This is a genomic window from Pontibacillus salicampi, assembly GCF_042434395.1.
Lineage (GTDB): Bacteria > Bacillota > Bacilli > Bacillales > BH030062 > Pontibacillus > Pontibacillus salicampi.
Genome location: NZ_JBHLTP010000007.1, coordinates 37,709 through 63,527, shown reverse-complemented (window position 1 = coordinate 63,527; position 25,819 = coordinate 37,709). Strand labels below are relative to the sequence as shown.

Here is a 25,819-nt window from a genome sequence, read left to right as displayed (position 1 = left end):
ACAGCTCCTTTTATAATTGATTCATTTCCCTTAAGGTAGTATCTTTTTTGCTTCCATAAATCGTTGAAAGCCGGTGAATAGCTCAACTACGAAAAATAGTAAAGTAGACCATAGCAGGAAGGAAGGGAAGAGCATCATGATGCTGAAGAAGATAAATCCTTCTGAACGTTCTGCCATGCCTGCCTGGTAATAAAATGATTTAATACCTTGCTTTTCTGATATAGCACCTACGGTTAAAAAGATGGTCATGGAGATAATGATAGATATACTTAATAGTAATAAAGGCCATAACAGGTCGGGGTGCACATAGGCTATGCCCAGGATGATGCTGATTTCTACTATTCGATCAAATGTAATATCCATAAGGGTTCCAAAGGGGGATGGTTTCGTAAGTCGTGCCATGGTTCCATCCACCGCATCCAGAAATCCGGAGAACCATAAGGTGAAAACGGCTAGTATAGGGAAACCAATACTGTAGAGAATTCCGGAAGAAATCCCAATAATGAAAGCGATAATTGTTACTTGATTGGCAGTGAGCCCTCTTTTAATAAACCATTTAGCGGTATGCTCAATAGAGGGCTGTACGTACTTGCGGGCATGGGTATCTAACACGTTTGCTCCTCCTTATTCTGATAATCCGAGCCATTGTTTTACTTTGTTGCGGAATAGGTAGGTTAGCACCATTAATAGTACTAGGATGCCAACTGCGATAGCAATCATACCCGCATCTCCTGTTCCGAGGCTAGAGCCTAAGAAGGCATAGGCAAATGTTCCAGGAATCATTCCGACACTTGCTAGAATAAAGGGTCTGAACTTCACGCGAGCAAGGCCGGACATGTAGCTAAGGACATCAAATCCCATGAGCGGCACTAACCGCAGAATAAATACATATAAGAAGGAACGTTCTTGAATTTTATCTGATATTTGGTTAAACCATTTGAAATTATCCATTTCAATGACGGACTTCCCGAAGAATCTTCCCATAATATATCCGGTAGCTGCTGCACCAGTGGCACCAAGGATAATATAAATAACTCCAGGAAATAGACCATACACAAATCCAGCAGCGAGGGACATCACGGAAGTAGGAAAGAACACAATAGGTCCTAAAGCATATAAGAGGAAGAATATGATTGGTCCCCATATACCAAAGGATAGAATAAAATCGCTAATATCATTGGCTCCGATATTAAATTCAAATCGAACGATGTAAGCAGCTAAAGCAAAAAATAGTAGGAATAGAATTGGTTTGATCCAGTTTTTAATGTGTGTCATTAGTTACCCTCATTCCTTTTCTGGTTCAGAAGAAAACGTGCGTACCTGTTCCGAATCGGCTAGTAAGGTTACAGGTTCCCCTTCTGATAAAGATAGGGAGCTCGGTAACGTTAGGCGCTTATGCAGTGCATCGATCCATACCTGATAAAATGTTTCCCCATGGATGAAGACTTGATTCTGAACGGTAGCTTCGTACTGATGCGAAGTTTTCTCTCTGTTGTTGTTCTTACTCATGTAAAGTTGTTGTACTGGGATGTAGGTATCCTCATCTAATACGAGACAGTCACTAAAGAAATTAGCAACGAAAGGATTGGCGGGGCTATGATATACCTGCTTTGGAGTTCCAATTTGCTGAAATGCCCCTTCTTGGAATACACCGACGGAATCTCCCATTTGCATCGCCTCTTCTCGGTCGTGCGTAACGAATATCGCAGTGATTCCTTGTGTTTTCAATAGCTTTCTTACCCAATCCCGCATTTCATGACGAAGCTTCGGATCTAAACTACTGAAAGGCTCATCAAGCAGCAATAGTTCTGGTGAGATGGCCAAGGATCGAGCTAGAGAAACACGCTGTTGCTGACCTCCCGATAATTCATGAGGGTAACAAGCAGCATACGCCTCCAATCCGACTCGCTCTAGGAAATGCGCAGCTTTTTCCTTTCGCTCTTTTTTGTTGATCCGTTTAAAGGATAAACCATAGGCTACGTTTTCACTGATGGTCATATGAGGAAAAAGCAACGCTTGTTGAAATACTAAACTAACAGGGCGCTTATTGGCTGTAAGCTTCGTTACATTTTGATTATTTATGGAAAAAGAGCCCTTAGAAAAAGGCTCTAATCCAGCTAGGCAGCGAAGCAGTGTTGTTTTTCCGCTTCCAGATGGACCAACAATACTCAGAATGTCTCCTTTTGGAAGAGAAAGATTCAACTCTTGAAATATAGGCTTTTCTGCAAAGGATTTAGCTGCATGCTGTAGGTGAATGAATGCGTCTGTCATTTAGTAATCCTCCATGGTTTTTGGTATGGTAAAAAGCATATAAGAAGCTCCACCAACAGGTAGAATAGAATGGGGAGTAAGGCAAACCACATAGAAAAAGCGGCCAAAATCGTACTGTTGGCGGATTGCAGGAATGGAAAATAGACCATTGCCAACGTAACGACGCTTCCACCCCCAATAATCGCTGTAATTACATATTGACTAAGACTAATGATAAAGGCGAGAAAGACCGTACTTCGAATGGCAGGCATCAGCATAGGGAATTCTACCGTCACAAAGCGTCTCCAGGAACTGGCCCCAAGCATGGTAGCTTGATCCAATATGTTAGTGCCAAGTGAGACGTACCCGTTACGGAGTATTTTAATACTGTACGGAATAGTTGGTACGAGATGGATTAAAATGACCCCTATCCACGTATCAGCAAGTCCTAATCGAATCATCGCAATGTGTACTCCCATGGCAATGGCTAACAAAGGAAAAATAATCGGCAGTAGAAAGAGTGTATCCACGAGAGATTTTCCCTTAAAGGAATAGAAGGCGAGGGCTTTCCCAGCTACCAGACCGACAGCAGCATTTAACACCACAACAATTGCCCCTATCCATAGGGAAGTGAAGGTGGCGCTGATCAGCCTTTGCTCTGAAAAGAGGGTGCGCCATCCACTTACCGTTAAATCCAGTTGGAAGGCGTCACCGTAACCAAAAGGGAAGGTGAAGCTCTTTAAGATAAGAAATACTACAGGGAAAAGAAATAGCACTCCTGTCATTATCCAGAATAAATATGGCTTGCTTTTTGTAGCAGTAGTCATCCTATCTCTGTCCTTTCGTTAACAACCAACGTTTTCGATTCAATAGGGAGAATCCAACCCAGGCAATAATACCGATAATGACACTCGTAAAGAACATAGCAGCAAAAGCTAATGGTCTTTCACTCCAATCTCCAGAGTAAAACCAGTCATAGGTTAGGATCGAAATCATCTCAGGAAAGGTTGACCCTAATAAATATGGAACTTCATAAGCACTAAATACAAAGGAAAATAAGATAATACCCGTTTCCATTAAGACGGGAAAAACAAAAGGCCATTCTGCATCCTTGAATTGGGCAAAACGGCTTCCACCGAGAGTTTGTACTAAATCTTTATAGTTCGTGTTTTGTTGAGCATAAATCGGTAACAGCATTAACAGGACAAACGGAATTTCTTTTCCCATATACGTTAGGATCATGCCGACGCCTGCTTTGTCATTTGTCCATATGGGAAAGGCATCTCGTGAGTCAATGAGGCCAATCTCAAAGGCAAGATGAGAAAGGAAGCCGCTTTGCTGAAACAGAAGCAGTACAATGTATCCCCACACAAAGTGTGGGAAAAGCATCGGAATCCATACGGATAGCTTGCCGGATAATTGGTTGATATAAGGAAAGAAGCTCCTTGTGATGAGCAACCCGAATAGGAGTGACAATATAGTTGCAATGAAAGCGATTTGTAAACTGTAGAGAAGAGAGGTCCAGAAAGAATCTCTCGAGAATAGCTCCTCATAGACAGAAATCGTAAAGGAACCATTCATAGTAAGGCTGCTCATGAGAGCAGAGAATAGTCCATAGATGGGTAATAAAAGAAAAAGAAAGGCCGGCAGCAATAGCAACCAGGCCTTATTGATTTTGAAAAATTTCATCCTTCCAGTTCTCCTTTATCCACTCCACATACTCTGAATCAGCCTCAGGTAAAAAGCTTTCCTCCAGTGTTTCGGTGGAAGGCACACTTTTTCCACGATCAAGTGAAGTGAATTTCTCTTTTTGCTCTGCTGGTAGTTTGTCGATACTAATGGCCGTGTTGTCTCCCCAATAGTCTGGCTTCAGTTTGTTATATTGAGCATCTGGGGAGAGCAGGAAGTTAATTGCAGCCATCGCACCTAGTTTATTAGCACTGTTAAATGGTATCGCTAGAAAATGGGTGTTTCCAAGAGAACCAGGCTCCATAACAAAGGAGCGAGTAGAGGAAGGAAATACTTTTTCATCAATAAGATGCTCTGCACGAGCCTCATTATACCCCATCGTCATCCATACATCTCCTTGCCCGTATAAGCGATCCAATTCTGTAAGCGTGGCCGGGTATTGTTCTCCAGACCTCCATAAATGAGGTTTAATATCCTGTAAGTACGTCCACATTTCTTCGGCCTGTTCAGCAGCATAGGCTTCGCTGAACTCTTCCTCCACTATGTCCTTAGGACTCTCAACCGTTGCGTACAGAAGCTGGCGCATAAAAGCATTACCAGAGAAGTCATCAGGGTTAGGATAGGTGAATTTCCCTGGGTTAGCCTGAACCCATTGCTTCAGCTCCTCGAAGGTTTGTGGCGGCTCCTTCACCTTATCGCTATTATATTGAAAAACGAATTGAACCTTTCCCCAAGGTGCTTCATACCCCTCTGTTTTAGTTCCAAAATCATATTGAAATGCTAGGCTATCCTGATCATAATATTCGGTAAAATGGGGAAGCTGATCTCGAAACGGCCCATATAATAAGTCATTATTTTTAGCATTTTTAAAGTTCTCTCCGTTAATCCAGACAATATCTATAGTACCATCCTTCTTGCCTGCTTGTTTTTCCGATTGGAGCTTTTGGAGGATGTTAGTCGTATCCATCGGAACACGTTCTAGGGTAATGTTATGCTCCTCCTTCAGTTTAGGAGCAGCATACTCATCCATGTATTGATTAATTCCATCATCTCCGCCCCACATATGTATATTGACAGTGGTACCGCTAGCTTTATTGGCTATCTCCTCCCAGGAAAGGTCACCAGGATCTGCTTGCTGTTCTTTATTCTCACCACAAGCCGCTAGCAGCAGGGAAGCAAGAAAGAACAAGAGCGTAATGATTTTTTTCATGCGGACGTCCTCCTCGTGTTTGTCTCTTATTATACATATATTCTTATCCTTTATAATGTAATCCACCTTACATTTGTAAGCACTGGTGTTTTCTATAGCACATGAATATGGTTTAATTAGAAATGAACCACGTTAAGGAGGTCCTATTTAATGGAAACTATTCATGATAGAAGTGTGTTTGATGAAACGATTCAGAGTGAGCAACCTGTAATTATTAAATTTACCGGCAGCGGTTGCCCAGATTGTAAACGTATGGATATGTTCATCGGTGAAATCGTTGAAGAATATAACAATTATAATTGGTACGAAGTAAGCCGTGATGAGCTTACTGACGTAGCACAGCAATACGAAGTAATGGGGATTCCAAGTATTCTCATTTTCCAAAATGGCGAAAAGACTGCCCACCTTCATAGTGCATACGCAAAAACGCCAGAGGAAGTACAAGACTTCTTAGGTAAGACCGTTACAAAGTAAATAACAGGTTTTCAAAAATCTGGATGAAGAGTACAATGGAACAAGACTCTTCATCCAGATTTTTTTGTCATCAATCCGTTCTAAGGAGGCTGCTCCCTTTGTCAGAATTAACCTATGATCTAGATGACATTAAGTACTGGCGCAAGAAAGCATTTAAGTACACGGTTCTCGTTCGGCTAGCAGGTTTTCTCTTGTTTTTTACATGGGCGTTGTTTGAGCTGCCACTTGCTTATTTTATCATGATAATTGGATTGTACATGATAGCTAATGCGCTGTTAAAGATAACTGGCTATGACGTACACATTTTGAAAAAGAAGCAGACCTTTAGTTTTTTGCTGGAATATGAGCGGCAGAAGCTTGGCAGCCACCTGTTTTATAAATTACGCAAAATCAACGCCATACCTCCTTTGGTGATCGGAATAATTGCTGGAATGGGAGGCGGCCTATTGGATAAAACAGTCGCTCCTTCTATTGGAGAACTGATGAAGCCACTCTTCCTAGGCTCAGTTTCTCTTCTATTCTTTCAAGACGTCATGCAGGAAAAGAATAAGGACTTACAAGCGTTTGATACCCAAACCATCCAGGAAGCCCGCGAACAAGCGGAACACGATAGCTTTAAGCGACCATTTATATGGGGCTTTGGAGGCTTCTTCATTTTATTTATGATCGGACTATTAATATAGGAGCACGTAGCAGTGGATTCTACGAGTTTATCCTCATTGAGAGAAAAAGAGCTTTAATTAAAATCCACTCCCTTTTATTTATATGCGGCAATTAGGGAACTCTTTCAATTGCCGTTTACTATTCTACTGCTATGAATGGTAGTACATTTTACTATCCTATAAGTATCCTAACGGCTACCAGCCAAGTCGTTTTATATTCCCCCTCCCAAGGCACCTTCAGCCGTTAAAACCCTACCAAAAAGAAAAAATGGACTCGAGTTAGAACAGAATCTCTATATTCTGTTCTATTTTTATGAATTGCTCTGTTAATCAATGTTGTGGGTGTATCTGCACAGCGTCCTTGTGTGGAAGACTTGAATCGAAAAGCAGAGTGATTCCAGCTCAATCATCGGCTCACTCCAAACCTCTTTCATGAATTCCACTATCTCACTATTATGTGATTTAACCTATCATGCGTGTGTTTCTTTAATATAATCATAAAAAAATAAATATTTTATTAAATAATGTTAAAATAAATATTAACATTATTTAAATTATTGGTAGAATAATACATATAGAGGTGAGGGAGTTATGGATTATAAAGATATTCCTGATTGGTTGTTGAGCTTAGATGTGGAGGATGCGGAATTCGTAAGGAAATTTGTGCTGAGCTCTGGTTCCTTAAAGAAAATAGCCAAGAGCTATGACGTTTCGTATCCAACGGTACGAACCCGCTTGGATCGGTTAATTCAAAAAATGGAGATGCAGGAAGAGATGGAAAGGGAACCGTTTGTCCACTTTGTTAAGCAGTTAGCTATTGAGGATCGTGTCAGTTTAGAGGATGCCAAGGTTATTATTGACAAGTATAAAAAAGAGAAGGAGGAGTGATTAGATGAATGAGTGGGTTAGGATTGGGTTGATTGTCGCTATGTGTGGTACGCAATATGGACTCTCCTCAAGAAGGAATCCGGCACTCGGAATAATTGTTCCCATTATTTTTGTTAGTGTGATGACCTGGATTTTAATGACAGGACAAATGGAGATGGTGCTATACAGCGTATTACTTGTAGTAGGTTTGTTGTTCTTAGCAGAGGAATGGTCCCGTGGCCGAAAGGAGTATAAAGAAAAAACAACTCAGGAATTACATAAGATGAAGTCGCAGGATTTTTAAGTAAAAGGAGGCGCTCACTAAAGAGGCCTCCTTTTTTGTTAACTATTTTGATGTACCCACGTTTTAAAATTCTCTACGACATTATCAATGAAATCAACCGTTGCCTGATCCGTCAATCTTCCTTCATCATCTATTTTATGTTGAACACTTCCTACAAAAATTTCGTTCTGCGGAAGGACACGGGCAGACATGCCAGGTGAATTTAGGATTTGGCGAAGGTGCAGTTGGGAACGAATCGTGCCTAATGGTCCTTGAGAGGCTCCCGCAATCATAACTGGCTTGGCAGTTAAAGGATTGCCTGTACGGGAGAACCAATCGATAGCATTTTTGAGAACAGCTGGAATGGAGTGATTGTATTCTGGTGTAACAATTAATACTCCGTCACTAGACGTGATTTTCTCATAGGCAGTTTGGACAGGTGATGGAGGGCGGTGTTCCTCATCTTGGTTGTATAAAGGGAATGTGTCAATGGCGACAAAGTCCATATCCATACTTTCTTTATACCGGTCTTGCATATACAACGCTAGCTTCTTATTATAGGAATCTTCCCGATTAGAACCTACAATTGCTGCAATTTTCATCTTTCCACACTCCTTGAGTAATATTTATTATCTGTTTTCAACTTAATAAAGTATGGAAGAGAAGTAAAGTAATAGGCGTTTCATAAAAGAGGAAGAGTCCTTCTTTCTGTGCTGTACTTATACGTACGGGAACTTCACCTCCACCTGGGCGTTGATGCTTAATTGACCCGGTTCCACCTGAGTAGCTGCCCCTGCAACAGCCTCTGACTTGGCGAGGGTTTGGTACGCGCCGGGTGACTGCGTTACCCTTTCGGTGATGCTTAACGGAGAGATATCTAATTGCAGGTTCATCGTTTGAGCCATCGTTTGAGCTTTGGATAAAGCATTTTCTAGTGCCTTACTCAATGCTTCCTCATATAAATCTTCTGGATGTTGAATGGTGAATTGAATATTCGCCACTCGATTGACCCCATTTTGAACCGCTGTATCAATTATTTGTCCTGTTTGCTCGAGGTTATCAATTGTGATAGACAGCATGTGAGTGACCTGGTACCCCTTGAATTCTTGTTGGCCATCTACATAATCGTATTGAGGATAAATATAGTAGTCAGACGTTTGGATGTTGCTTTGCTCTATGCCTGAATCGAGTAAAGCCTGCGTGACCTGCGCAATAAGCTTGGCGTTCTCCCTCTGTGTTTGAGCGAGCTCCTCTCCTCTAGTCACTACCCCCATTTCAATGTTGGCTATGTCTGGGGAGGCTGTCACTGAGCCTATCCCATTTACAGTCATCACTCTTGCATTCGACGAACGTGCTAATGGTCGATTGGGGAAAGGTGGATTAGGAGGATAATACATAAGCATGTCTCCTTTGTACAATAGACTTTGATAGAGAATATGCAACGCTTGCACTACTCATACAAAAAAACGGTAGATACAAAGCGAATAAGTGTAAAAAAAGGAAGACATAGGAAAGGAGGGTGCCATATGGACTCCTCCTATCCCCAATTTGTTAAGCCAAAAGTAGGTAAGCTGGCTGGATGGTTTCTGTACCGGGAAATGCCAAGCAGACCATAGAGCCTTTTAATTAAAGGCTTTATTAAAGTTTATTGTTGATACTTGAATGATTCTTGTAAAAGGGACTAATAAAGATTGGTGCTAGCAAAGAAAACCGGCATTCATGTTCTCCTAAGCCTCAAGACTTATGGTTAAATAAATCTGAAGTTCATATATAAGTATAAATTTGTATGATATGATGGAAAAAATTAGTGTTTGAGATAGGGGATAATGTCGTTTGTTACGTAAAAAAGTTATGAGAGAGGGTGTACGTATGAATGTTGGGATTAAGATAGTTAGCCTTTTTAGTCTACCAGTAATAGTTGTTCTTTATGTTGGATTGCTCTTTTCTGCTTTTATTGCAGTAATAAGCGGATTACTTAGGGCTTCAGGAATAGAGCGCATACCAATGAGTATTTTACCAGGGGTTACTATGCCTGTATGGTTAAGTATGCCAATGGCAGTTATAGTCGCTGGTCTTTTATTATGGTTTACAAATAAGTTATACAAAATATTAAAACAATTACTGTTTAACATAAGAAAATAAATAGACTTTGGTATATTCACAGACCTTTAAAGAACTTCTGGGTGATACCTTGGTTTCGAGTCTTAAAAAACGGGGGCGATAGCTGCACATTGGGCTATCGCTTGTTGTGCTAACAGAGCAGGTTAGTTGAAGAAGGTATATAGAGGTTTCATATTCTTGCTGAATTTTTAAGGATAAATAAGAAAAACAAAAGAGGTGAAAATATGTATTGGGAGACGCTTCCGAATTGGGTTTGGGCGATTTTTTACTTGTTGTTATTGGCGACATCGGGAACTGCAATAATAAATGTAATTCGAGAGAAAGTTAGAGGAATATCTATTATTACAATTTTTATAGCAATAAGTATTCCATTTGTAGGAGTAATAAATAGCATCGGAAGAGCAAAAGGTGTTGATGAATTTGAACACTTAATTACTCATTTACAACAAGGTTCAATCTGGTCTATTTATATTGTGGTGGGTTTACTTAATTTACTTCTTTATTGGGTGATTTTTCTCGTTAAGAATAAAACAAAAGGTGAAGTACCCGATTAAGCAAACGGGGGCGGTTGTATGTTAGAGACTTTTGAAACGGAGAGATTAATTTTACGAGAAAGAACAATGGAAGACTTAGAAGATTGCATTGAAATGGATTGTGAAGAAGAAGTCGTCAAGTATATACCAGAAGTGAGAGAGTTATTAAATAGTCAAAACAAACACATAGCATTTGTGAAAAAAAGGATTGAAACTAAATATCCTAATGGGCTAGGGTACTGGACCATAGAATCCAAGGTAAACAATGGTGTATTTATCGGTTGGATATTGCTTATTCCCGTAGATAATGTTGGTCCGGAAATAGAGATGGGTTGGAGAATAAAACGAGATTATTGGGGAGCAGGTTATGCTACAGAGGCTGCAAATGTTATTTTAAAATATGCTTTTAAAAAAGTTAATCTGGAAAATGTAGTAGCCGATATACATCAATTGAATCGAGGATCTATAAGAGTCGCCGAAAAACTTGGATTTACTGTTGAAAGATCAGTGAATGGGAATACAGATAATTATGTTAGATACTCAATTCATAAAGGATAATTAGCATTATCTCGAATTCAAGTCTTCAGAGGACAATGCTGAAAGAAAGGAGTTACCCGGGATGTCTTTTATAGTTCCTGGGGTTATATCCGCAATCGTCATTGTAGTCTTATCTTCTCGGTATAAAAATAAAGACAAAAAAGACAAAGGCTTTAAACTGAATTATTTTGCTCTTTCATACAGAAGGAAATTGATAAGAACCGTCATCAGTGCTCCGGTTGTCATTTCCTCAGCTTTTTTTCTTTTTTACTCTCCAGAATTTACGACGATGGCGAAAATGCTGTTTATCCCAATATTGCTTATTGTTTTCGTTCTTCAACTTATCTATAACTTTTATATGTGGAAGAAAAAAGAAGCATGGAGATTTCTATTTAAACAATAGGCTCTGTTAAAGTTTGTTGTTGGTATTTGGATATTAAACAGGCAATTGGAGGTGAATGATGGACTTTTTTGATTGGAAAATAGAGATGAGAGAAAGTTTCAAAACATATGTAGACCTTGAGAACAAAAGAGTTGCTATTCTTACAACAGAAGATGATGAAATTCATATGGCTTTAGAATTTGATGATAATGATCATTTAGTTATGCACCCAAGGTGGAATATCAGCATTACTATCTTAGGTGAAAAACATTTAAAAATTACTACGAATTCTTAATGAAATATTCCATGTATCGTGTGCGTTCATTGAAATATGCCTAAATTATCTCGAAATTGAGTCTTAAACAATCGGGGGCGATGCAGGAAGATTGGTTTTGCTTCCTTTCTAACCATGCAGGTGAATGCATTGAATTAACGGAGCAGGATAAATAAAAATCATCGGAGGAAAGAAGTCAATATGAATAATACTATATATATAGTTACAAAGAATCACACAAGTAACTATCCAAACCCAATTAAACTAACTAAAGGACAAACTGTTAGTATTGGAGAAAGATATACCGGAAATGAGAATTGGTATAACTGGATATATTGCTATACAATTGATTCAAAGTTGGAAGGATGGGTTCCTGAACAAATAATAGAAGCCCCAGGAAAGGTATTAGAAGATTACATAGCAAAAGAATTAAATGTAGAAATTGGAGAACTACTTTTTAAACAAAAAGATTTAAATGGTTGGTGTTGGGCTAAAAAACTTAATTCTTCTAATGAAGGTTGGGTACCAAATGAAAATGTAAAATTATATAAACAAGATTAACTTCTTATTCAACTAAAGGGGCAATTATTTAGTAAGAATAATTGCCTCCTTTTAACAAGTGTAAATGACAGAAAATTTCGAATGATAGTTGGATGAGGATTTACATTCGAGTTAGAAGGAGATATGTAAATGGCATTCGTATAACCAAGAGTAATTATAGTAAACGAAGAATCATTTATTAATTAAAGGAGTTTTTGTAGAAAGAGAGGTTAGTATGTCACAATTTAACGAACAACTCGATCAGGTAACAGAATACATTAATAAAATGATGGACGAACAACAAGGTGTAGGTGTAAGCGTTGCTATTGTTAAAAACGAAGATATTATTTATTCCAAGGGGTTTGGGTTCTCCAAAATTAAACCAGTGACTTGTGCTATTGATGGCGATACAAGGATGAGTATTCAAAGTATCTCTAAGAACTTTGTAGCTTTGTCTATAATGCAGCTGGTTGAGAAGAGGTTAATTGCTTTAGATGATCCAGTGGTTAACTATTTGCCATACTTCAGAACAAAGAATAAAGAAGAGAGCGACACTATTACAATAAGGCATATCTTATCTCATACGGCTGGGTTTCCTTCAGACCTAGGGATTGCCAATATGATTGCTCCAAATATTAGAGATATATTCTCTGATACGCCTACAGAATTTCAGGAAGCACTTGATGAATACAACCTTACCGAAGAAGAAATTTCCATGGTGGAATCAAGAGAGGATGTAACGAAGTGGTTTGAAAAAGTAGAGCTGGAATATCCTGTTGGGAATGGATGGAATTATTGTACGGATTCATATGTAATACTAGCTGACTTGATTGAAAAAGTTACAAGTGAAAGTTGGGAGCTACACCTTCAAAAATATATCCTAGGACCATTAGATATGAATCGAACAAATACCGATTCTTCAGTAGTTCAAAAAGATAAGAATAGTGCTAGGTATTATTTAGGTAAGGATAAAATAGAAACTCCATTTCCCATAAACCCAATTTCTGCTCCAATCGGTTATTTATATTCTACGGCAAACGATCTAGGGAAATATCTATCCTTCCACTTGAAAAAGGATCCGAAACTCCTGAGTTCGGGTTCTATTAAAGAAATGCAAGAACCTGTGCATCTTGTTAGTAATGAATGGCAATTTCATAGTGAAGTAAGAAGTTATGGGCTTGCGTGGTTTGCTGATACATATAGAGGGTTGAAAATAGTTGAACACGGAGGCGGTCAATTAGCAGTAAGGTCGCTAATGACATTGGTACCAGAGCTTAATTTAGGTATTGTGGTGTTATTGAATTTCAACGGCACAATGCATCACGAAATATGTGATAAAATTATAGATATTTTTATTGAATCCAATTAATTTATCTTTTTCAAGTCTTCAACAATCGTGGGCAATGTTGGAGCAATGAAAAAATCCCACATCTTTAGGATTTTTGTGGTGGAGGTTTCTTAACGTTGTAAAGAAACGGCAGCCATAAGACTGCCGTTTCTCCTATTTTAGTTATTTTACTTATCACCTAAATCTACTTTCATGGCTTTTGCCATAATGTTGGGAAGGTCAGTGTTATCAATTAGGCCGCTGAATGCATCCGATTGAGGTCCGTAGGCATAAACTGGAATATCTACACCTGTATGTCCAGTGCTGGTCCACCCGACAAGAGCTTCATCACTGACATATTGGTTAATTGCAAGCTTTGGATCTTCAGCTTCCTGTATTTCTTGAACATCTTCTTCTGTCAGGTCAAATGGTGTATGCCTCTCTACAACTTCTTCAACATTGGAGCGGTTTTCGTTTAATTCTTCAGCCATAGCTGCGCCCGTTGCTGTAACATCTTTTACAAGCTCTGGCTTTGTGTCATACTCGCCATTAGATCCAACGGTCATACCGCCAGTTTCATGGTCACCGGCTACAACTACAAGGGTGTTTCCGTCTTCTTCAGCAAATTCAATGGCTTTTTCCACTGCTTGCTCAAAAGCTGCTGTATCCTTTAACGCCCATGTGGGATCATTATCGTGGCCTGCCCAGTCAATTTGACTGCCTTCGACCATTAAGAAAAACCCATCTTTGTCCTGCTCAAGGACGTCAATAGAACGTTCGGTCATTTCTGAAAGACTTGGCTGTTCTGTTTCTTCTCGCTCCATTTCGGGCTTTAATGGGCCATTGGCGAATAAACCGAGCAATTTTTCCCCTTCTTCTACATCAATATCATCCGATTCCATTAAGTCATCACGTGTTTCCACGCTTTTATATCCTGTTTCTTCAGCTTGCGCTATTAGGTTCTCATCTTGTTGTTTCCCACCCTCAGACTCTGGGAGGAAGAAATCTCTACCTCCTCCAAGCATAACATCGACGTCGTTATCCAGCATTTGCTTGGCAATTTCCGTCTGATTATCACGGGACTTCACATGGGAAGCAAATGCAGCAGGAGTAGCATGGGTAATCGTAGATGTGGCAACTAGCCCAGTAGATTTTCCTTTGCCTTTTGAGGCTTCTAGGATTGTTTCAACTTTACTTCCTTCGTCATCTAACCCTATCGTACCATTGTTCGTTTTTACACCAGATGCCATTGCTGTTCCGGCAGCTGCGGAGTCGGTTACCCTGGAATCATCAGAATAAGTTTTGTGTAACCCTTTTAAATGTTTATCCCAAACTGCATCTTCTCCCTTATACCAGCGATAGCTTGTAGCATAATCCGTATTAAAACCATCAGGAATCATATAGATTACGTTTTCGACTTTTTCTTGGGGAGGACCTGCGTGGTCAGTTTTTCCTTTACCATCCCCATCCTGCTTTTGGGAATCAGACTGTTGAACACATCCCACTCCCGCGCTCAAAATCAAACCTGCACTCATTGTCATAACACCTAATTTTTTGAACATATGTATTCTCCTTTACTATTTAATCCACTGAAAGTGTACCAAGAAAATAATTATTTGATTTTAATTAAAAGTTAAGAATATTTAAGAATTGTACAACATGAGGGGATGCGTTGGATCGAAGTAGCACCGTCAATATCCTATGAAACGAGCATCTTGAGGACCACAATGAAAATGAAAAAGTTAGTGTTCAAGTTTAAAGACCAAGAAGCCTATGTATTATTTACTATAAAATATTACATTTAGCTAAAAGGCGCATAAGATATATCTCGATTTAGAGTCTTGAACAATCGGGGCAATTTTCTAACAAAAAGATTGTCTCCTATTTTAGTGTTTATGGCAGTTAAGATAGAATTGAATTCGATATATATTATATTAAATTTCAATATATTCTTGTTACCAATCTTAATTTTTAATTGATTAGAGCAATCTTTGTAACAAAAATTTTCTACCTAGTGTAAAAAATTTTTCCGAAGGAGGGTTATAGTGAACAGTCTTGGTCTTAAACAAATCTCATACATACGTAATGCAGACAGTATTATCGAGCTTAACAAAGGCTTTTCTCATGACAAGAAATATGTAATAGATAACACTTACCTATTGAGGATCTTCCCTATTGAGGATATGAAATCAAGACAAAAGGAATTTAACACATTGAATAACTTATCTATGTACTCTGATTATGTACCAAGAGGGATAGAATTTGGTGCATTAAAGGATACATCGGAGTCTTACATGATTTTATCCTATCTACCGGGTGTGGATGCAGAGGTTTCATTAAACAGTTTAACTTATATTGAACAATATTCATCTGGTTTTAAGGCCGGAAAAGAATTGAAAAAGTTACATAAACTATCTGCTCCATCAGGCTATCCGTCATGGTACACAGTAAAAAAGCAAAAGAGTGATAAATACTTATTGGACCTAAAGAAGATTAATGTAGATGATGAAATGAGAATGATGCTAGAAAATTACATCAGAGATAATGAAGCTTTAATGAAGAATAGGCCTAACAAGTTCCAACATGATGATTTTCACCCTTCAAATATTTTAATAAATAAAAATCAATTTTCAGGAATTAATGATTTTCAAAGAATGGATTGGGGAGATCCCATCCATGATTTGCAAAAATTAGGTTTTTTCTCTAAACCCGTTAGTATTGAATTTACAAAGGGAATAATTGATGGTTATCACAATGGAAAGGAAATAAGTAATTTATTTTGGGAGTTATTCACATTTTACAGCGCAGTTCATATTGTTTCAGCACTAGTTTGGGGAAATAAAACAGGTCAGGAACAATACAATCTACTACATAAGTATTCTCTAGATGTTATTAGTGACCATGATAATTTTCAAAGTGTAATACCTGAGTGGTACAGAAATAGTACGCACTATCTTAAAAAGAGTTGAACACCGAATATCATCAAACTGTATCTGCAACAATTGAGGCTAATCCTAAGCACAGGGTTAGTCCTATTTCTTTGAATTGATTTTCACCTACTGAAATCTCGGTTGAGAAAGATTGGTGATTTTGAAATAATTGTAAGTAATATATAGATTTGCTACCAAAAGGAGTGATTTTTTATGATTAGATAAAAGTTACTTTTTTCTAGTTTGTTTCTGATGTTTGTATTGGTAGGTTGCACATCTAGTGAGAAATCAGAGTCTGAAATTTCTAAGGAAAAGACATCAGAAAAAGGTGAAGATAAAGAAGAAAATACCGTTGTCGCCAGCGAAACTTTTAGGGTGGGGAATTATACCATGAAAGGGGAAGAGGGGAATATAGGCATCATTTATGGAGAAAATATTAGGTTTTAAGCAAATAAAGAGCAGAAGTATATGTGGCATCTTTGGGGAGAAAAAGAGGAATTACAAGGTAATTATAAAGTCGTTTGAAAAAATCTTGAGACAGGGGAGAGTTTAATTGTAGTTGAAAGAAGTAGCGTAAGTGGTCCCAATAATTCTGCAGACGCACACGTACCGTCCATGATCACCCTTCCGTCAAAAGGTAAGTGGAAGTTAAACGCATATGTTGGAGAAAAATTATTTGGTGCAATTGTTGTTCAAGCAAATAGTTAAGTAACCAAGTTATCTCGAATCCGTGTTTTCAAGTAAAGGAGACTTTACTGTAATACCCTCTAAATGGAAAAGGAAGTGTTTATTTGATATGTTTGAATTGAAAATGCTGGGAGGGATTGAAATTAGACAAGTTATTTCGTTTGCTAAATCGCTAATGCCTCATGCAAAGTCTGATAAGGTAAAGAGATACTTTGCGTGAGGATAAAAAAAGTCGCTCGCTATTAGTGACCATTTCTACCTTTTTAGGCTTTGCACCTTGTGATATCTAATTTAAATATCTTATAAGGGGCAAAAGAAATGAGTTATGTTAAAGCTGAAAGTGTACTACCTCAAGAACTATTGGAAGAGTTACAAAAATACGTTCAAGGTAAAACGATTTATATACCTAAGGATAAAAGTGACTATCAGAAGTGGGGGACACATTCTGGTAGTAGAAGAAGGTTAGATCAAAGGAATCGCATTATTAAAGAAAAATTTAAATCGGGTATAAATATTGATCAGATATCTGAGGAATATTTTCTTTCTGCTGAAACAATCAAGAATATTGTTTACCAAAGAAATTAAATGAGGTTGAAATTGAGGGCTACACTTTAAAGGTAGCCCTTTTATATGGTGAGTTTTTTTCATAATCATTTTAAGTATTTAACCGAAGCTCTAAGAAGCATAAACTGTAATTAACTTAATAGTTGAATTTGCGAAACAATGCGGAGGGAAAGAAAAACGATGGGAAATAGTGAATTAAACAATATAATCACTAAAATAAGCGATAGGATTGATTTTTCAGGTGTGGTACATGTAAAACATAATGGAGATGTAACGAATTTATCCTTTGGCTATGCGGACAGGTCTGAAAAAAGGCTGAACAATGTGGACACTCGTTTTGGGATAGCGTCTGGATGTAAGTTATTTACGGCTATCGGAATTTCACAGTTAGTCGAAAGAGGTTTAATAAATTTCGAGACTCGTTTAGGTGACTGCTTAGATCTAGAATTTCCTAACTTTGATAAAGAGATTACGATCCACCATCTTTTAACACATACATCTGGCATACCTGATTACTTTGATGAAGAAAAGATGAGTGATTATGAAGATTTGTGGGAGGACTATCCTGTTTATAAAATCAATACTCTTAAAGATTTTTTACCTCTATTCCAGTCTGAACAAATGAACTTCAAGCCAGGGGAGAGCTTCCATTATAACAATGCCGGGTATATTGTCTTAGGTCTGATTTTGGAAGAACAAACAGGAATGTCTTTTACAGAATACATAGAAAAAGAAGTCTTTTTTAGGTGCAATATGTTAGATTCAGGGTATTTCTCTTTGGACCAACTACCTGAGAACACAGCAAAAGGATACATTGATAACCATGAAGAGAATACCTGGAGAACAAATATTTATTCTATTCCTAAAAAAGGTGGGTCTGATGGTGGTGCATTTACTACAGCAGCCGATATGATTAAATTGTGGGAATCGTTATTTAACTTTAAACTTTTGAATGAAGAGACGACAATGAAAATGCTAAAACCGCATGTTCATGTAAATGGAGAAATCCATTATGGTTATGGTGTATGGATGAACCAAAGGATGCAGCACATCTATAAATATCATGTGATGGGGTATGATCCAGGGGTCAGCTTTAGAGCTTCTATTTACCCTGAATCTAATTTGAAGATTGTTATACCTTCCAATATCGAATCTGGTCCTTTCGATATTACAAAAAAAATTGAGGAAGTACTTTTAAAATAAGTTCGATGAGGAAAATATCTCGAAATCAGTCTTCAACAATCGGGGCTTTTCTTCAATAAGCTTCCTTGTGACTAATCAAGGAATAAAGAGAAGGAGGAGATTTTATTAAAAGAAAATACATCTATGCATTAATTTTTATATTGCTGTTCGTGTTATCTGTAGTTATTTTTAACATATTTAACAGTGGATTAAGCCATATGGCTCTTGGGGTTCAATGGGCTTCCCTTATACCTGCAGCCTTTCTAATGGCTTCCGTACCCGGTGCTAATCAGATCCTTTCTCTGAGAAACGGACTAAGAAAAGGAGCAAAAATAGCTATAATAGCGGTCACGGGGAGGTTCACTGCTTTTGCATTGATGGTTATTGCCGTTTCTTTAGGACTAAATGCCATTCTACAAACGTCTACTCTTGTCTTTAACATTATTAAATGGGTTGGGGTCATGTACTTAGGCTGGCTTGGGATAAAAACGATTTTATCGAGTAGTAAAGAGTACGAGGATGAACAACTAAAAGGGAGTGATTCACAAGGAGATTCTTTAAGTGCTTGGCACTATGCGAAGCAAGAGTTTATGGTGGCAGCAGCTAATCCTAAGGCATTATTATTGTTCACTGTCTTCCTTCCTCAATTTATTACTTCTGGTACAGGTGAGGTTGGGGGGCAAATCCTGGTCGTAGGCGCGGTATATATATTCATTGAGTTCATTTGTGCCACTGTATATGCAACAGTTGGCGGGCAACTAAAAACAATTGGATTGAGTGGAAGAGTCAAAAAGAATTTAGACCGAATAACTGGTGGCATAATGATTGTCTTAGCCGCGTGGTTATCTACAGAAAAAAGTGAATAAAGAAATAAACCTATAAATTATCTTGAAATCATGCCTTCTGTATCGGAGGCGAGAGTAGAACATTGGCTAACGCTAGTTGTACTGTTGTGGATGAATTATTGAATAGCTGAATACATTTCGGATCGATACGGTTTAATAAGACAAGACATAGATTTGAGAAAGGATAGGAATCTATATGATAGAAATTAGGAAAGCTAATGAGAGTCATGTGGAAGGAATCTCAAGCGTTTGTACGAATGCGTATTGGGCTACGTATGGGGAAACTCACTCTAATGAGTATATTGAAAGAGTTATTAAAGATTACTATAATCACGAGAGGATATTAGGAGAAGTAACAGAGTCCAATTGCGATTGGGGTGGATATTTTGTAGCCGTAGAGAAGGGGAAAGTTGTTGGAGCAGGCGGTGGAGGAATGATAGATAATAGGGTGGGTGAGTTATTTGTTTTATACCTTGACCCTACTAGAAGAAATGAAGGTATTGGCACCAAGTTATTGGATATTATTACACAACAACAAAAAGAAGAGTGTGGCGCAGAGGAACAATGGGTGTCTGTTCAAAAAGGAAATATGAGAGGGATCCCATTTTATGAAGCTAAAGGTTTTAAATTTCAACATGAAAAAGTACCCTACGAAAACCCTACATATATTAAATGGAGATACTCTAGAAAGATTTAAGTTATTTTTCTTCTTTAACAAAAATGTGCGTTATTCAAGTTTCTGCTCAAACCTATCTTGAATTCAAGTCCTCACATAACAGAGGCCTTTAGCTGAATAAGCCCACTATAACAAAAAGGAACTTCCACAAAACAGGAGGTTCCTTTTGTTAGCAATATCAACACTACGCTTTAGTAGAGCCAAATTAAAAGAAGCTGGCTTCCACGAGATGAACTCTGGAAAGCCAGCTAAAACTACTTGTGCAGACCCAAAAGCTTAGTAAAGCCTTTTGGTGTAGGATTCGTGCAGGGAGGCAGCGACGTCCTGTTCACTCATTCGAGTAGATTTAGCGTGAGCCGCCATCATTTTAGCAGGCTTTAGCTGCTCCTCTCTTTTGAGCCATGAAGCTGGATGCCAAAGCTTTGATCGCTTGAAGGCTTTGGCGCAATGAATGAATGCTTCCTCTACCTCTACACCAATACCTAATGTTGGGACGTGACCATTCGCTTCTGTCTTTTGAAGCATAGAAGAGTCTTTTACTATAAATGCTCTGCCGTTTATCCGGAGGGACTCCTCCATCCCGGGAATCATAAACAATATTCCGATATGAGGGTTTTCTAAGAGGTTACGCATGGAATCGACACGCTTATTTCCTGGTCGCTCTGGTATAAGGATATGGTGCTCATCTACAATATGTACAAATCCAGGTTGATCTCCGCGAGGGGAGACATCACACCGCCCCTGTGCATCACTCGTCGAGATAGTTATAAAAGGGGAATGACGGATGAAGTCAAAACAATGCTGATCCAGCGTAGAAATAACCTTATGGGAGGCTATCTTGCCTGGTTTGCCAACTAGTGCCTCCAGCTCCTCTACCGTTGCTACTGTGTCCTTAAACATAGAAACGAACCCTCCAAATTTTTTCTGATTGTAACACGCGGGTACCATAAAATACCAGCATTTTACTAGTTACAACGGAATCCATTCCCGCGGGAGTCTCGCAGCTTCCCAACCACCCCTTCAACATTGAAGTTGACCTACCAAAAAAAGGGCCGCCCATTCATTTGGGCAGCCCTTACGCTAGTTTAAGATGGTTTTAAGTTTTCTTCTTCATTCTTTGTAACGGTTGGCTCTGGTTCGGCGACTATTCCTTGATCGATAGCCATTTCCTTAGCTACTTTAGGAGCTAACCATACTGGCGGAAGCATCAGGATGGAAACCGGAACGGCTGTTATAACGATAAAGTTCTGCAGCGTTTGGATGCTGCTTTCTCCTATACCTAATAAGGTTGCTGCGATAGCACCGAATAAGAGTGCCCAGAATACGCGCAAAGCACGCGGTGGATGCGCGTGTCCAGTTAGGGTAACAGCTACCGAGTAGGACATGGAGTCTGCTGTCGTCGCTACGAATACTACGGTTACGAGTAGGAATCCGGAAGCCATGAATAGACCAAGAGGAACCTGATCCATAATGGCCATTACGGCGGCTGGCATACCTGACTCGTTTAAGGCGGTAGATACAGAGCCTGGGTTCTGGATTTCATAGAAGATTCCAGATCCTCCAACTGCAGCAAACCAGAAGTTACTGACAATCGGGGCGATAATGGCTACGGCTAGAATAAGCTCTCGAATGGAACGGCCTCTTGAAATACGGCTAATAAACATAGCCATCGCTGGTCCGAATCCAATAAACCAGCCCCAGAAGAAGATGGTCCAGTACCCAAGCCAGCTATCTTCTCCACGATATAAGCTCATGCGCAGGAAGTTTTGAATTTGATATGCTTCTGCACCGATAAAGGAATCGATAATAAATGCAGTAGGTCCTAAAATAAGCATGCCGACCATTAAAATCAGCGCCAGACTTACGTTCACACGGCTGAGAAGCTGAATTCCTTTGTCTACACCTGTTGCTGCTGAAACAGAGGCAACAATGACAAGGAAAATGATGACTACAGATTGGGTAAACATCGTGTCTGGAATATTAAACAAGTATTGCAATGCATAGCCTACTTGCAACCCTAAGAATCCAATAGGTCCAATTGTACCTGCAGCTACAGCAATTATAGATACGATGTCGGCTACAGAGCCTACGACACTTTTCTTATTGAAAATCTTTTCACCAAACATTGGATAAAGCATTGTTCTAGGTTTTAACGGATAGCCCTTGTGATAGTGTGCATACATTAACACGATAGTTGTAACGGTTCCTAGGCAAGCCCAGGCGGTAAATCCCCAGTGGAAGAAGCTTTGCGCAAGGCCTGGTACAACAGATTGTGCTTTCGTCATTCCTTCCTCTGCAAAGAGAGGAGGAGTTGTTAGGAAGTGATACATCGGTTCCCCTGCAGCCCAGAATACACCTCCACTTGCGAGTAGAGTACATAAAATCATAGAAACCCAGCGAAATAAACTGTTTTCTGGTTTGTCTAGTTTCCCTAGTTTCACTTTTCCATATTTCGATAAGGCAAGTGCGATTCCAACTACAAACGTAGCTAGTAACAACAGCTGCCAGAATGCACCAAAGTATTGAACGGAAAAGTCGAACGAGGTTGAGATCCATTCTCCCATTAGTTTATCGTTAAATAGTGACATGAGTAGAAATAATACGAGAAATCCACCACTAATGATGAATGTGACCCAGTCAATCCCCGATCTCCTATTCGTTTCGTCGGTCATTATTTTCCTCCTAGTTTTTATTAAACTGATGTAGCTATCAGTTGATTGTCCAATTTGTTATGATTAGTTTATAGATAATGAAGTTGTGGTTTAGATTCTTCCAATTCAGAAAGCGGTAGTCCCCTTATAGTTAGACGTTTTTTAATACAATATTTCATTATAGAGATTTGGGACTAACTCGTCAAAGGTGGAGTGTTATGGCGAGTAGAAGGATGTGCTAGAATTTTATAGCTATGTTTCACTCGTAAGGGAGGAGAGCTAAATCTCCATCGATTTGCCTGATTTTCCAGCTTTTAAGGAGGTTTTTTGTATGGATATGAAGTTTCCTAGAGAGGAAAGGGAGCAGATAATAGAAAGTATTCAAGCTTACTTTGAAATAGAGCGAGGAGAAGAAATTGGAAATCTAGGAGCGGAGCAGCTGTTGGATTATATTGTTCAAGAGGTAGGTCCTCTTCTATACAATCAAGGTGTACGGGATGCTAAGAAGATGGTGGACCAGAAGCTTTTGAATATAGACGAGGATATTACATCATTAGAAAAACAAAAGCAGACAAGAAGGTGAAAAAAGCTGAGAGTCTCTAGTGAGGCCCCTCAGCTTTTTATTTATTGTTTATTCCGTAACAGTCTTAGTCCGTTTAGCGTTACGAGCAGTGTTGCACCCATATCGGCAAAAATAGCGATCCATAGGGTGAGCCAACCTGGTATGACTAGTAATAGGGCAATCGCTTTAACGATGAGTGAGAAGCTAATGTTCTGTTTAATAATTTGAAATGCTTTTCGGCTAATGCCAATGGTATATGGAACCTTCTCTAAATCATCTGCCATAAGGGCGATATCAGCGGTTTCTAGGGCAGTATCCGTTCCGCTGCCTCCCATAGCTATCCCTACAGAAGCGGAAGCAAGAGCAGGTGCATCATTGATTCCATCTCCAATCATAGCAATATTCCCATTATAGGACTTAATATGGTTTAATTTCTCGTCAGGTAGTAATTCTGCTTCTACTGTCGTAATGCCAGCTTCCTTAGCAAGGGCTTTTGCCGTGTTCGTATGATCGCCTGTTAACATAATAGTGTCTTTAATGTTGAGCTTGTGTAATGCTCGAATCACACCTGGGACTGATTCTCGTAATTGGTCGCGAATAGCTATCAAAGCGTGAATCGATTCGTTTGTTCCTGCTGCGATTACGGTTTTTCCATCCTTTTGCCACTCTTGAATGCGTGATGAGATAGATGTCTCTAATGTCATAGAAAGATGATCTGTAAATAGACTTGGAGATCCTACATAGAAGGTAGAGCCATCTACATCTCCTTTAACCCCTTTTCCTGTGATGGAAGTGAAGTTTTCGATAGAGACAGAATCGTTTATATTCATTGCTTTTGCTTTATTGGTTATGGCCTTAGCTAATGGGTGCTGAGACATGGATTCTATGGCAGCAATTGCTGCAAAGGTTCTTGCTTCCTCTTGCTGGAATGTTTCCACATCTGTTACTTCGGGCATTCCCTTCGTCAACGTACCGGTTTTGTCAAAGGCAATGGCGTCCAATTTAGCCGCTTCTTCTAAATGGATACCGCCTTTTATCAGCACCCCATTTTTAGCCGCACTCCCGATAGCGGTAACGATGGCTACTGGAGTGGAGATAACTAAAGCACACGGACATCCGACAACTAGCACGGCTAAGCCTTGATACACCCATTCTGACCATGAAGCACCTGCTACGAGTGGCGGTAAAACAGCTACGAGTAGTGCTGCAGCCATAATGGCTGGTGTATAATATTTCGCGAACCGGTCCACGAACTGCTGGGAAGGTGCTCGCTCTGCCTGTGCTTCTTCCACAAGGTGAATAATCTTAGCAAGCGTTGTATCCTCCACTGTTTTCGTAACTGTAACTTCAACATACCCTTCTGTGTTAAGGGTACCAGCGAATACGTCGTCTCCGATTGTTTTCTCTCTAGGAACAGATTCCCCAGTTATAGCAGCCTCCTGGATGTAGGAGCTTCCTTTAGCAATCACCCCATCCATGGCAATTTTCTGTCCTGGTTTAATAAGGAGAGTATCGTTTATTTGAATATCCTCCACCGGAATGGTTTCCTCTTTTCCATTTCTTCTGATGAGTGCCTCATTTGGTGCTATATCCATCAAGGACTGAATAGAGGAACGGGCCTTACCCATAGAATAGGACTCTAATGCTTCACTGATTGCAAAGAGGATAACAACGACGGCTGCTTCTCCCCATTCTCCGATAATTGCAGCCCCGATAATGGCTATGGTCATCAACGTACGCATATCGAATTCAAGCTTCAGCAGATTACGTAAGCCTGTTCTGAATAAAGGTATTCCTGCTACGACTATGGATACAATGAAAAAAGCAATGGTGCCGGCATTATCCTCTCCTCTAAGGGAAGCGGAGATATATCCCATGATTACGAGTAAACTAGCGACCATTTCTTTTGCGTACTTTTGCCAGAAGGAAACCTTTGGTGTAGAAGCCTTTGCCTGGTGAGCAGGCCGAACGGAAAGCTTCTCGAATTCTCCCGCTTTCTCAAGCTGCTGCACGGAGGCGTTACCATATACAGTGATCTTCGAAGCGCCGAAATTAACCTGTGCATCGGTAACTCCTTCGAGGCTTTTTACATTGTTTTCAAATGTTTTCGCGCAGCCCGCACAGGAAAATCCCTCTACCCGGTATTCATTTCTGCTATCATCTCTTGCTGCTTCAGACACGCTCCTTCACCTCCTGTTGGTGAGTGATGGCCAATTGCACGATTTCTTTGACGTGCTCATCATCTAATGAATAATAGACAAGCTTCCCCTTTTTACGGAATTTCGCCAAGCCTTGCTTTTTCAAAAGGCGTAAATGGTGCGAAGCGGTAGCTGTACTGCTGCCCACAATATTAGCTACATCACAGACACAAAGCTCCTCCTCTAATAACAGTGCATAAGCAATGGTCAGACGAGTTTTATCGGATAACGCTTTAAATATATCGCTTACTCCAGAAGGAGAAGCTGCTTGCATATGTTGTTTGACACGCTTTACTTTTACTTCATCTACACAGGTAACTTCACACATTTCCTGTGAGGGGTGGTTGGTGGAAGCCGTCATATACTATTCCTCCC

The 25,819-nt window shown here is 39.4% G+C and carries 32 protein-coding genes; 19 read left to right on the top strand and 13 right to left on the bottom strand.

Annotated features, from left to right (window positions below; all coding sequences use genetic code 11):
- Positions 1 to 30: 30 nt before the first annotated feature.
- The 6 genes from ACFFGV_RS09250 to ACFFGV_RS09225 are packed head-to-tail and all read right to left on the bottom strand — an operon-like array spanning position 31 to position 5,149.
- Positions 31 to 612 (bottom strand): CDP-alcohol phosphatidyltransferase family protein, encoded by a 582-nt coding sequence (locus ACFFGV_RS09250; RefSeq protein WP_377346999.1) that lies wholly within the window; start codon positions 610 to 612, stop codon positions 31 to 33.
- A gap of 12 nt (positions 613 to 624) precedes the next feature.
- Complete coding sequence (locus ACFFGV_RS09245) at positions 625 to 1,275, bottom strand: TVP38/TMEM64 family protein (protein WP_377346997.1); 651 nt, start codon at positions 1,273 to 1,275, stop codon at positions 625 to 627.
- A gap of 9 nt (positions 1,276 to 1,284) precedes the next feature.
- Positions 1,285 to 2,271: an ABC transporter ATP-binding protein gene (locus tag ACFFGV_RS09240; protein ID WP_377346995.1), complete on the bottom strand. Its 987-nt coding sequence runs from the start codon at positions 2,269 to 2,271 to the stop codon at positions 1,285 to 1,287.
- Positions 2,268 to 3,077 (bottom strand): ABC transporter permease, encoded by an 810-nt coding sequence (locus tag ACFFGV_RS09235; RefSeq protein WP_377346993.1) that lies wholly within the window; start codon positions 3,075 to 3,077, stop codon positions 2,268 to 2,270. Before ACFFGV_RS09235 ends, ACFFGV_RS09240 begins: the two co-directional genes overlap by 4 nt.
- Before the next feature lies 1 nt (position 3,078).
- Entirely contained in the window at positions 3,079 to 3,939 is an 861-nt protein-coding gene (locus ACFFGV_RS09230) for an ABC transporter permease (RefSeq protein ID WP_377346991.1), read from the bottom strand.
- Entirely contained in the window at positions 3,917 to 5,149 is a 1,233-nt protein-coding gene (locus ACFFGV_RS09225) for an ABC transporter substrate-binding protein (protein WP_377346989.1), read from the bottom strand. Before ACFFGV_RS09225 ends, ACFFGV_RS09230 begins: the two co-directional genes overlap by 23 nt.
- 150 nt (positions 5,150 to 5,299) lie before the next feature.
- Between ACFFGV_RS09225 and ACFFGV_RS09220 the strand changes: the two genes are divergently transcribed.
- The 4 genes from ACFFGV_RS09220 (at position 5,300) to ACFFGV_RS09205 (ending at position 7,456) form a co-directional block, all read left to right on the top strand.
- Positions 5,300 to 5,623: a thioredoxin family protein gene (locus tag ACFFGV_RS09220; protein ID WP_377346987.1), complete on the top strand. Its 324-nt coding sequence runs from the start codon at positions 5,300 to 5,302 to the stop codon at positions 5,621 to 5,623.
- A 98-nt stretch (positions 5,624 to 5,721) separates the two neighbouring features.
- A complete protein-coding gene (locus ACFFGV_RS09215; protein WP_377346985.1) occupies positions 5,722 to 6,306 on the top strand; it encodes a hypothetical protein in 585 nt (194 codons plus the stop codon).
- A gap of 570 nt (positions 6,307 to 6,876) precedes the next feature.
- Positions 6,877 to 7,173 (top strand): DUF2089 family protein, encoded by a 297-nt coding sequence (locus ACFFGV_RS09210; protein WP_377346983.1) that lies wholly within the window; start codon positions 6,877 to 6,879, stop codon positions 7,171 to 7,173.
- Positions 7,174 to 7,177: 4 nt separating this feature from the next.
- Positions 7,178 to 7,456: a hypothetical protein gene (locus ACFFGV_RS09205; protein WP_377346980.1), complete on the top strand. Its 279-nt coding sequence runs from the start codon at positions 7,178 to 7,180 to the stop codon at positions 7,454 to 7,456.
- Between the two features lie 38 nt (positions 7,457 to 7,494).
- Here the strand turns inward: ACFFGV_RS09205 and ACFFGV_RS09200 are convergent, their stop codons facing one another.
- Positions 7,495 to 8,037 carry an NADPH-dependent FMN reductase gene (locus tag ACFFGV_RS09200; RefSeq protein ID WP_377346978.1) on the bottom strand — a complete coding sequence of 181 codons (543 nt, stop codon included), beginning with the start codon at positions 8,035 to 8,037 and terminating at the stop codon, positions 7,495 to 7,497.
- Positions 8,038 to 8,154: 117 nt separating this feature from the next.
- On the bottom strand, positions 8,155 to 8,832 hold the full coding sequence (locus ACFFGV_RS09195; RefSeq protein WP_377346976.1) for an SIMPL domain-containing protein: 678 nt from the start codon (positions 8,830 to 8,832) through the stop codon (positions 8,155 to 8,157).
- Between the two features lie 436 nt (positions 8,833 to 9,268).
- On the opposite strand from ACFFGV_RS09195, the gene ACFFGV_RS09190 reads away from it, so the two are divergent.
- From ACFFGV_RS09190 to ACFFGV_RS09160, 7 genes are all read left to right on the top strand, one after another.
- The gene (locus ACFFGV_RS09190) at positions 9,269 to 9,577 is read left to right on the top strand and encodes a hypothetical protein (RefSeq protein WP_377346974.1); all 309 of its coding nucleotides are present in this window, start codon (positions 9,269 to 9,271) and stop codon (positions 9,575 to 9,577) included.
- Positions 9,578 to 9,780: 203 nt separating this feature from the next.
- Entirely contained in the window at positions 9,781 to 10,110 is a 330-nt protein-coding gene (locus ACFFGV_RS09185; RefSeq protein WP_377346972.1) for a hypothetical protein, read from the top strand.
- Positions 10,111 to 10,128: 18 nt separating this feature from the next.
- The gene (locus ACFFGV_RS09180; RefSeq protein ID WP_377346970.1) at positions 10,129 to 10,647 is read left to right on the top strand and encodes a GNAT family N-acetyltransferase; all 519 of its coding nucleotides are present in this window, start codon (positions 10,129 to 10,131) and stop codon (positions 10,645 to 10,647) included.
- 61 nt (positions 10,648 to 10,708) lie between these two features.
- A complete protein-coding gene (locus ACFFGV_RS09175; RefSeq protein WP_377346968.1) occupies positions 10,709 to 11,029 on the top strand; it encodes an ATPase in 321 nt (106 codons plus the stop codon).
- 58 nt (positions 11,030 to 11,087) lie between these two features.
- The gene (locus tag ACFFGV_RS09170) at positions 11,088 to 11,303 is read left to right on the top strand and encodes a hypothetical protein (protein ID WP_377346966.1); all 216 of its coding nucleotides are present in this window, start codon (positions 11,088 to 11,090) and stop codon (positions 11,301 to 11,303) included.
- 180 nt (positions 11,304 to 11,483) lie between these two features.
- Positions 11,484 to 11,843, top strand: a complete 360-nt coding sequence (locus ACFFGV_RS09165) for an SH3 domain-containing protein (RefSeq protein ID WP_377346964.1) — start codon at positions 11,484 to 11,486, stop codon at positions 11,841 to 11,843.
- 214 nt (positions 11,844 to 12,057) lie between these two features.
- Positions 12,058 to 13,191, top strand: coding sequence for a serine hydrolase domain-containing protein (locus tag ACFFGV_RS09160; RefSeq protein WP_377346961.1), 1,134 nt, complete (start codon positions 12,058 to 12,060; stop codon positions 13,189 to 13,191).
- A 146-nt stretch (positions 13,192 to 13,337) separates the two neighbouring features.
- Here the strand turns inward: ACFFGV_RS09160 and ACFFGV_RS09155 are convergent, their stop codons facing one another.
- The gene (locus ACFFGV_RS09155; RefSeq protein ID WP_377346959.1) at positions 13,338 to 14,711 is read right to left on the bottom strand and encodes an alkaline phosphatase; all 1,374 of its coding nucleotides are present in this window, start codon (positions 14,709 to 14,711) and stop codon (positions 13,338 to 13,340) included.
- 483 nt (positions 14,712 to 15,194) lie between these two features.
- On the opposite strand from ACFFGV_RS09155, the gene ACFFGV_RS09150 reads away from it, so the two are divergent.
- The 7 genes from ACFFGV_RS09150 to ACFFGV_RS09125 all read left to right on the top strand — a co-directional run bounded on the left by ACFFGV_RS09150 (position 15,195) and on the right by ACFFGV_RS09125 (position 20,054).
- On the top strand, positions 15,195 to 16,118 hold the full coding sequence (locus tag ACFFGV_RS09150; RefSeq protein ID WP_377346957.1) for an aminoglycoside phosphotransferase family protein: 924 nt from the start codon (positions 15,195 to 15,197) through the stop codon (positions 16,116 to 16,118).
- A gap of 213 nt (positions 16,119 to 16,331) precedes the next feature.
- On the top strand, positions 16,332 to 16,526 hold the full coding sequence (locus tag ACFFGV_RS09145; RefSeq protein WP_377346955.1) for a hypothetical protein: 195 nt from the start codon (positions 16,332 to 16,334) through the stop codon (positions 16,524 to 16,526).
- Positions 16,527 to 16,631: 105 nt separating this feature from the next.
- Positions 16,632 to 16,787: a DUF4871 domain-containing protein gene (locus ACFFGV_RS20875; protein WP_512700586.1), complete on the top strand. Its 156-nt coding sequence runs from the start codon at positions 16,632 to 16,634 to the stop codon at positions 16,785 to 16,787.
- Positions 16,788 to 17,084: 297 nt separating this feature from the next.
- Positions 17,085 to 17,351, top strand: coding sequence for a CD3324 family protein (locus ACFFGV_RS09140; RefSeq protein WP_377346953.1), 267 nt, complete (start codon positions 17,085 to 17,087; stop codon positions 17,349 to 17,351).
- 159 nt (positions 17,352 to 17,510) lie between these two features.
- Positions 17,511 to 18,533 carry a serine hydrolase domain-containing protein gene (locus ACFFGV_RS09135; protein WP_377346951.1) on the top strand — a complete coding sequence of 341 codons (1,023 nt, stop codon included), beginning with the start codon at positions 17,511 to 17,513 and terminating at the stop codon, positions 18,531 to 18,533.
- Between the two features lie 197 nt (positions 18,534 to 18,730).
- Positions 18,731 to 19,378, top strand: a complete 648-nt coding sequence (locus tag ACFFGV_RS09130) for a LysE family translocator (RefSeq protein ID WP_377346949.1) — start codon at positions 18,731 to 18,733, stop codon at positions 19,376 to 19,378.
- Positions 19,379 to 19,553: 175 nt separating this feature from the next.
- Positions 19,554 to 20,054 carry a GNAT family N-acetyltransferase gene (locus tag ACFFGV_RS09125; RefSeq protein WP_377346947.1) on the top strand — a complete coding sequence of 167 codons (501 nt, stop codon included), beginning with the start codon at positions 19,554 to 19,556 and terminating at the stop codon, positions 20,052 to 20,054.
- Positions 20,055 to 20,309: 255 nt separating this feature from the next.
- Here ACFFGV_RS09125 and ACFFGV_RS09120 read toward each other — a convergent pair whose 3' ends face one another.
- Positions 20,310 to 20,933, bottom strand: coding sequence for a pyridoxamine 5'-phosphate oxidase family protein (locus ACFFGV_RS09120; RefSeq protein ID WP_377346944.1), 624 nt, complete (start codon positions 20,931 to 20,933; stop codon positions 20,310 to 20,312).
- Positions 20,934 to 21,118: 185 nt separating this feature from the next.
- Complete coding sequence (locus tag ACFFGV_RS09115; protein WP_377346942.1) at positions 21,119 to 22,705, bottom strand: BCCT family transporter; 1,587 nt, start codon at positions 22,703 to 22,705, stop codon at positions 21,119 to 21,121.
- A gap of 310 nt (positions 22,706 to 23,015) precedes the next feature.
- Between ACFFGV_RS09115 and ACFFGV_RS09110 the strand changes: the two genes are divergently transcribed.
- Positions 23,016 to 23,267 (top strand): DUF2164 domain-containing protein, encoded by a 252-nt coding sequence (locus ACFFGV_RS09110; protein WP_377346940.1) that lies wholly within the window; start codon positions 23,016 to 23,018, stop codon positions 23,265 to 23,267.
- Positions 23,268 to 23,308: 41 nt separating this feature from the next.
- Here ACFFGV_RS09110 and ACFFGV_RS09105 read toward each other — a convergent pair whose 3' ends face one another.
- Both ACFFGV_RS09105 and ACFFGV_RS09100 read right to left on the bottom strand, forming a co-directional pair.
- Positions 23,309 to 25,426, bottom strand: a complete 2,118-nt coding sequence (locus tag ACFFGV_RS09105) for a heavy metal translocating P-type ATPase (protein ID WP_377346938.1) — start codon at positions 25,424 to 25,426, stop codon at positions 23,309 to 23,311.
- Positions 25,419 to 25,805 carry an ArsR/SmtB family transcription factor gene (locus ACFFGV_RS09100; RefSeq protein WP_377346936.1) on the bottom strand — a complete coding sequence of 129 codons (387 nt, stop codon included), beginning with the start codon at positions 25,803 to 25,805 and terminating at the stop codon, positions 25,419 to 25,421. Before ACFFGV_RS09100 ends, ACFFGV_RS09105 begins: the two co-directional genes overlap by 8 nt.
- Between the last annotated feature and the right edge of the window lie 14 nt (positions 25,806 to 25,819).

What these genes read in the sequence shown, in the direction of transcription:
- ACFFGV_RS09245 (WP_377346997.1), bottom strand. Translation starts at nt 1,275, where the DNA reads ATGACACACATTAAAAACTGGATCAAACCAATTCTATTCCTACTATTT.
- ACFFGV_RS09240 (WP_377346995.1), bottom strand. Translation starts at nt 2,271, where the DNA reads ATGACAGACGCATTCATTCACCTACAGCATGCAGCTAAATCCTTTGCA.
- ACFFGV_RS09235 (WP_377346993.1), bottom strand. Translation starts at nt 3,077, where the DNA reads ATGACTACTGCTACAAAAAGCAAGCCATATTTATTCTGGATAATGACA.
- ACFFGV_RS09230 (WP_377346991.1), bottom strand. Translation starts at nt 3,939, where the DNA reads ATGAAATTTTTCAAAATCAATAAGGCCTGGTTGCTATTGCTGCCGGCC.
- ACFFGV_RS09225 (WP_377346989.1), bottom strand. Translation starts at nt 5,149, where the DNA reads ATGAAAAAAATCATTACGCTCTTGTTCTTTCTTGCTTCCCTGCTGCTA.
- ACFFGV_RS09220 (WP_377346987.1), top strand. Translation starts at nt 5,300, where the DNA reads ATGGAAACTATTCATGATAGAAGTGTGTTTGATGAAACGATTCAGAGT.
- ACFFGV_RS09210 (WP_377346983.1), top strand. Translation starts at nt 6,877, where the DNA reads ATGGATTATAAAGATATTCCTGATTGGTTGTTGAGCTTAGATGTGGAG.
- ACFFGV_RS09205 (WP_377346980.1), top strand. Translation starts at nt 7,178, where the DNA reads ATGAATGAGTGGGTTAGGATTGGGTTGATTGTCGCTATGTGTGGTACG.
- ACFFGV_RS09200 (WP_377346978.1), bottom strand. Translation starts at nt 8,037, where the DNA reads ATGAAAATTGCAGCAATTGTAGGTTCTAATCGGGAAGATTCCTATAAT.
- ACFFGV_RS09195 (WP_377346976.1), bottom strand. Translation starts at nt 8,832, where the DNA reads ATGTATTATCCTCCTAATCCACCTTTCCCCAATCGACCATTAGCACGT.
- ACFFGV_RS09185 (WP_377346972.1), top strand. Translation starts at nt 9,781, where the DNA reads ATGTATTGGGAGACGCTTCCGAATTGGGTTTGGGCGATTTTTTACTTG.
- ACFFGV_RS09180 (WP_377346970.1), top strand. Translation starts at nt 10,129, where the DNA reads ATGTTAGAGACTTTTGAAACGGAGAGATTAATTTTACGAGAAAGAACA.
- ACFFGV_RS09175 (WP_377346968.1), top strand. Translation starts at nt 10,709, where the DNA reads ATGTCTTTTATAGTTCCTGGGGTTATATCCGCAATCGTCATTGTAGTC.
- ACFFGV_RS09170 (WP_377346966.1), top strand. Translation starts at nt 11,088, where the DNA reads ATGGACTTTTTTGATTGGAAAATAGAGATGAGAGAAAGTTTCAAAACA.
- ACFFGV_RS09165 (WP_377346964.1), top strand. Translation starts at nt 11,484, where the DNA reads ATGAATAATACTATATATATAGTTACAAAGAATCACACAAGTAACTAT.
- ACFFGV_RS09160 (WP_377346961.1), top strand. Translation starts at nt 12,058, where the DNA reads ATGTCACAATTTAACGAACAACTCGATCAGGTAACAGAATACATTAAT.
- ACFFGV_RS09155 (WP_377346959.1), bottom strand. Translation starts at nt 14,711, where the DNA reads ATGTTCAAAAAATTAGGTGTTATGACAATGAGTGCAGGTTTGATTTTG.
- ACFFGV_RS09145 (WP_377346955.1), top strand. Translation starts at nt 16,332, where the DNA reads ATGTTTGTATTGGTAGGTTGCACATCTAGTGAGAAATCAGAGTCTGAA.
- ACFFGV_RS09140 (WP_377346953.1), top strand. Translation starts at nt 17,085, where the DNA reads ATGAGTTATGTTAAAGCTGAAAGTGTACTACCTCAAGAACTATTGGAA.
- ACFFGV_RS09135 (WP_377346951.1), top strand. Translation starts at nt 17,511, where the DNA reads ATGGGAAATAGTGAATTAAACAATATAATCACTAAAATAAGCGATAGG.
- ACFFGV_RS09130 (WP_377346949.1), top strand. Translation starts at nt 18,731, where the DNA reads ATGGCTCTTGGGGTTCAATGGGCTTCCCTTATACCTGCAGCCTTTCTA.
- ACFFGV_RS09125 (WP_377346947.1), top strand. Translation starts at nt 19,554, where the DNA reads ATGATAGAAATTAGGAAAGCTAATGAGAGTCATGTGGAAGGAATCTCA.
- ACFFGV_RS09120 (WP_377346944.1), bottom strand. Translation starts at nt 20,933, where the DNA reads ATGTTTAAGGACACAGTAGCAACGGTAGAGGAGCTGGAGGCACTAGTT.
- ACFFGV_RS09115 (WP_377346942.1), bottom strand. Translation starts at nt 22,705, where the DNA reads ATGACCGACGAAACGAATAGGAGATCGGGGATTGACTGGGTCACATTC.
- ACFFGV_RS09110 (WP_377346940.1), top strand. Translation starts at nt 23,016, where the DNA reads ATGGATATGAAGTTTCCTAGAGAGGAAAGGGAGCAGATAATAGAAAGT.
- ACFFGV_RS09100 (WP_377346936.1), bottom strand. Translation starts at nt 25,805, where the DNA reads ATGACGGCTTCCACCAACCACCCCTCACAGGAAATGTGTGAAGTTACC.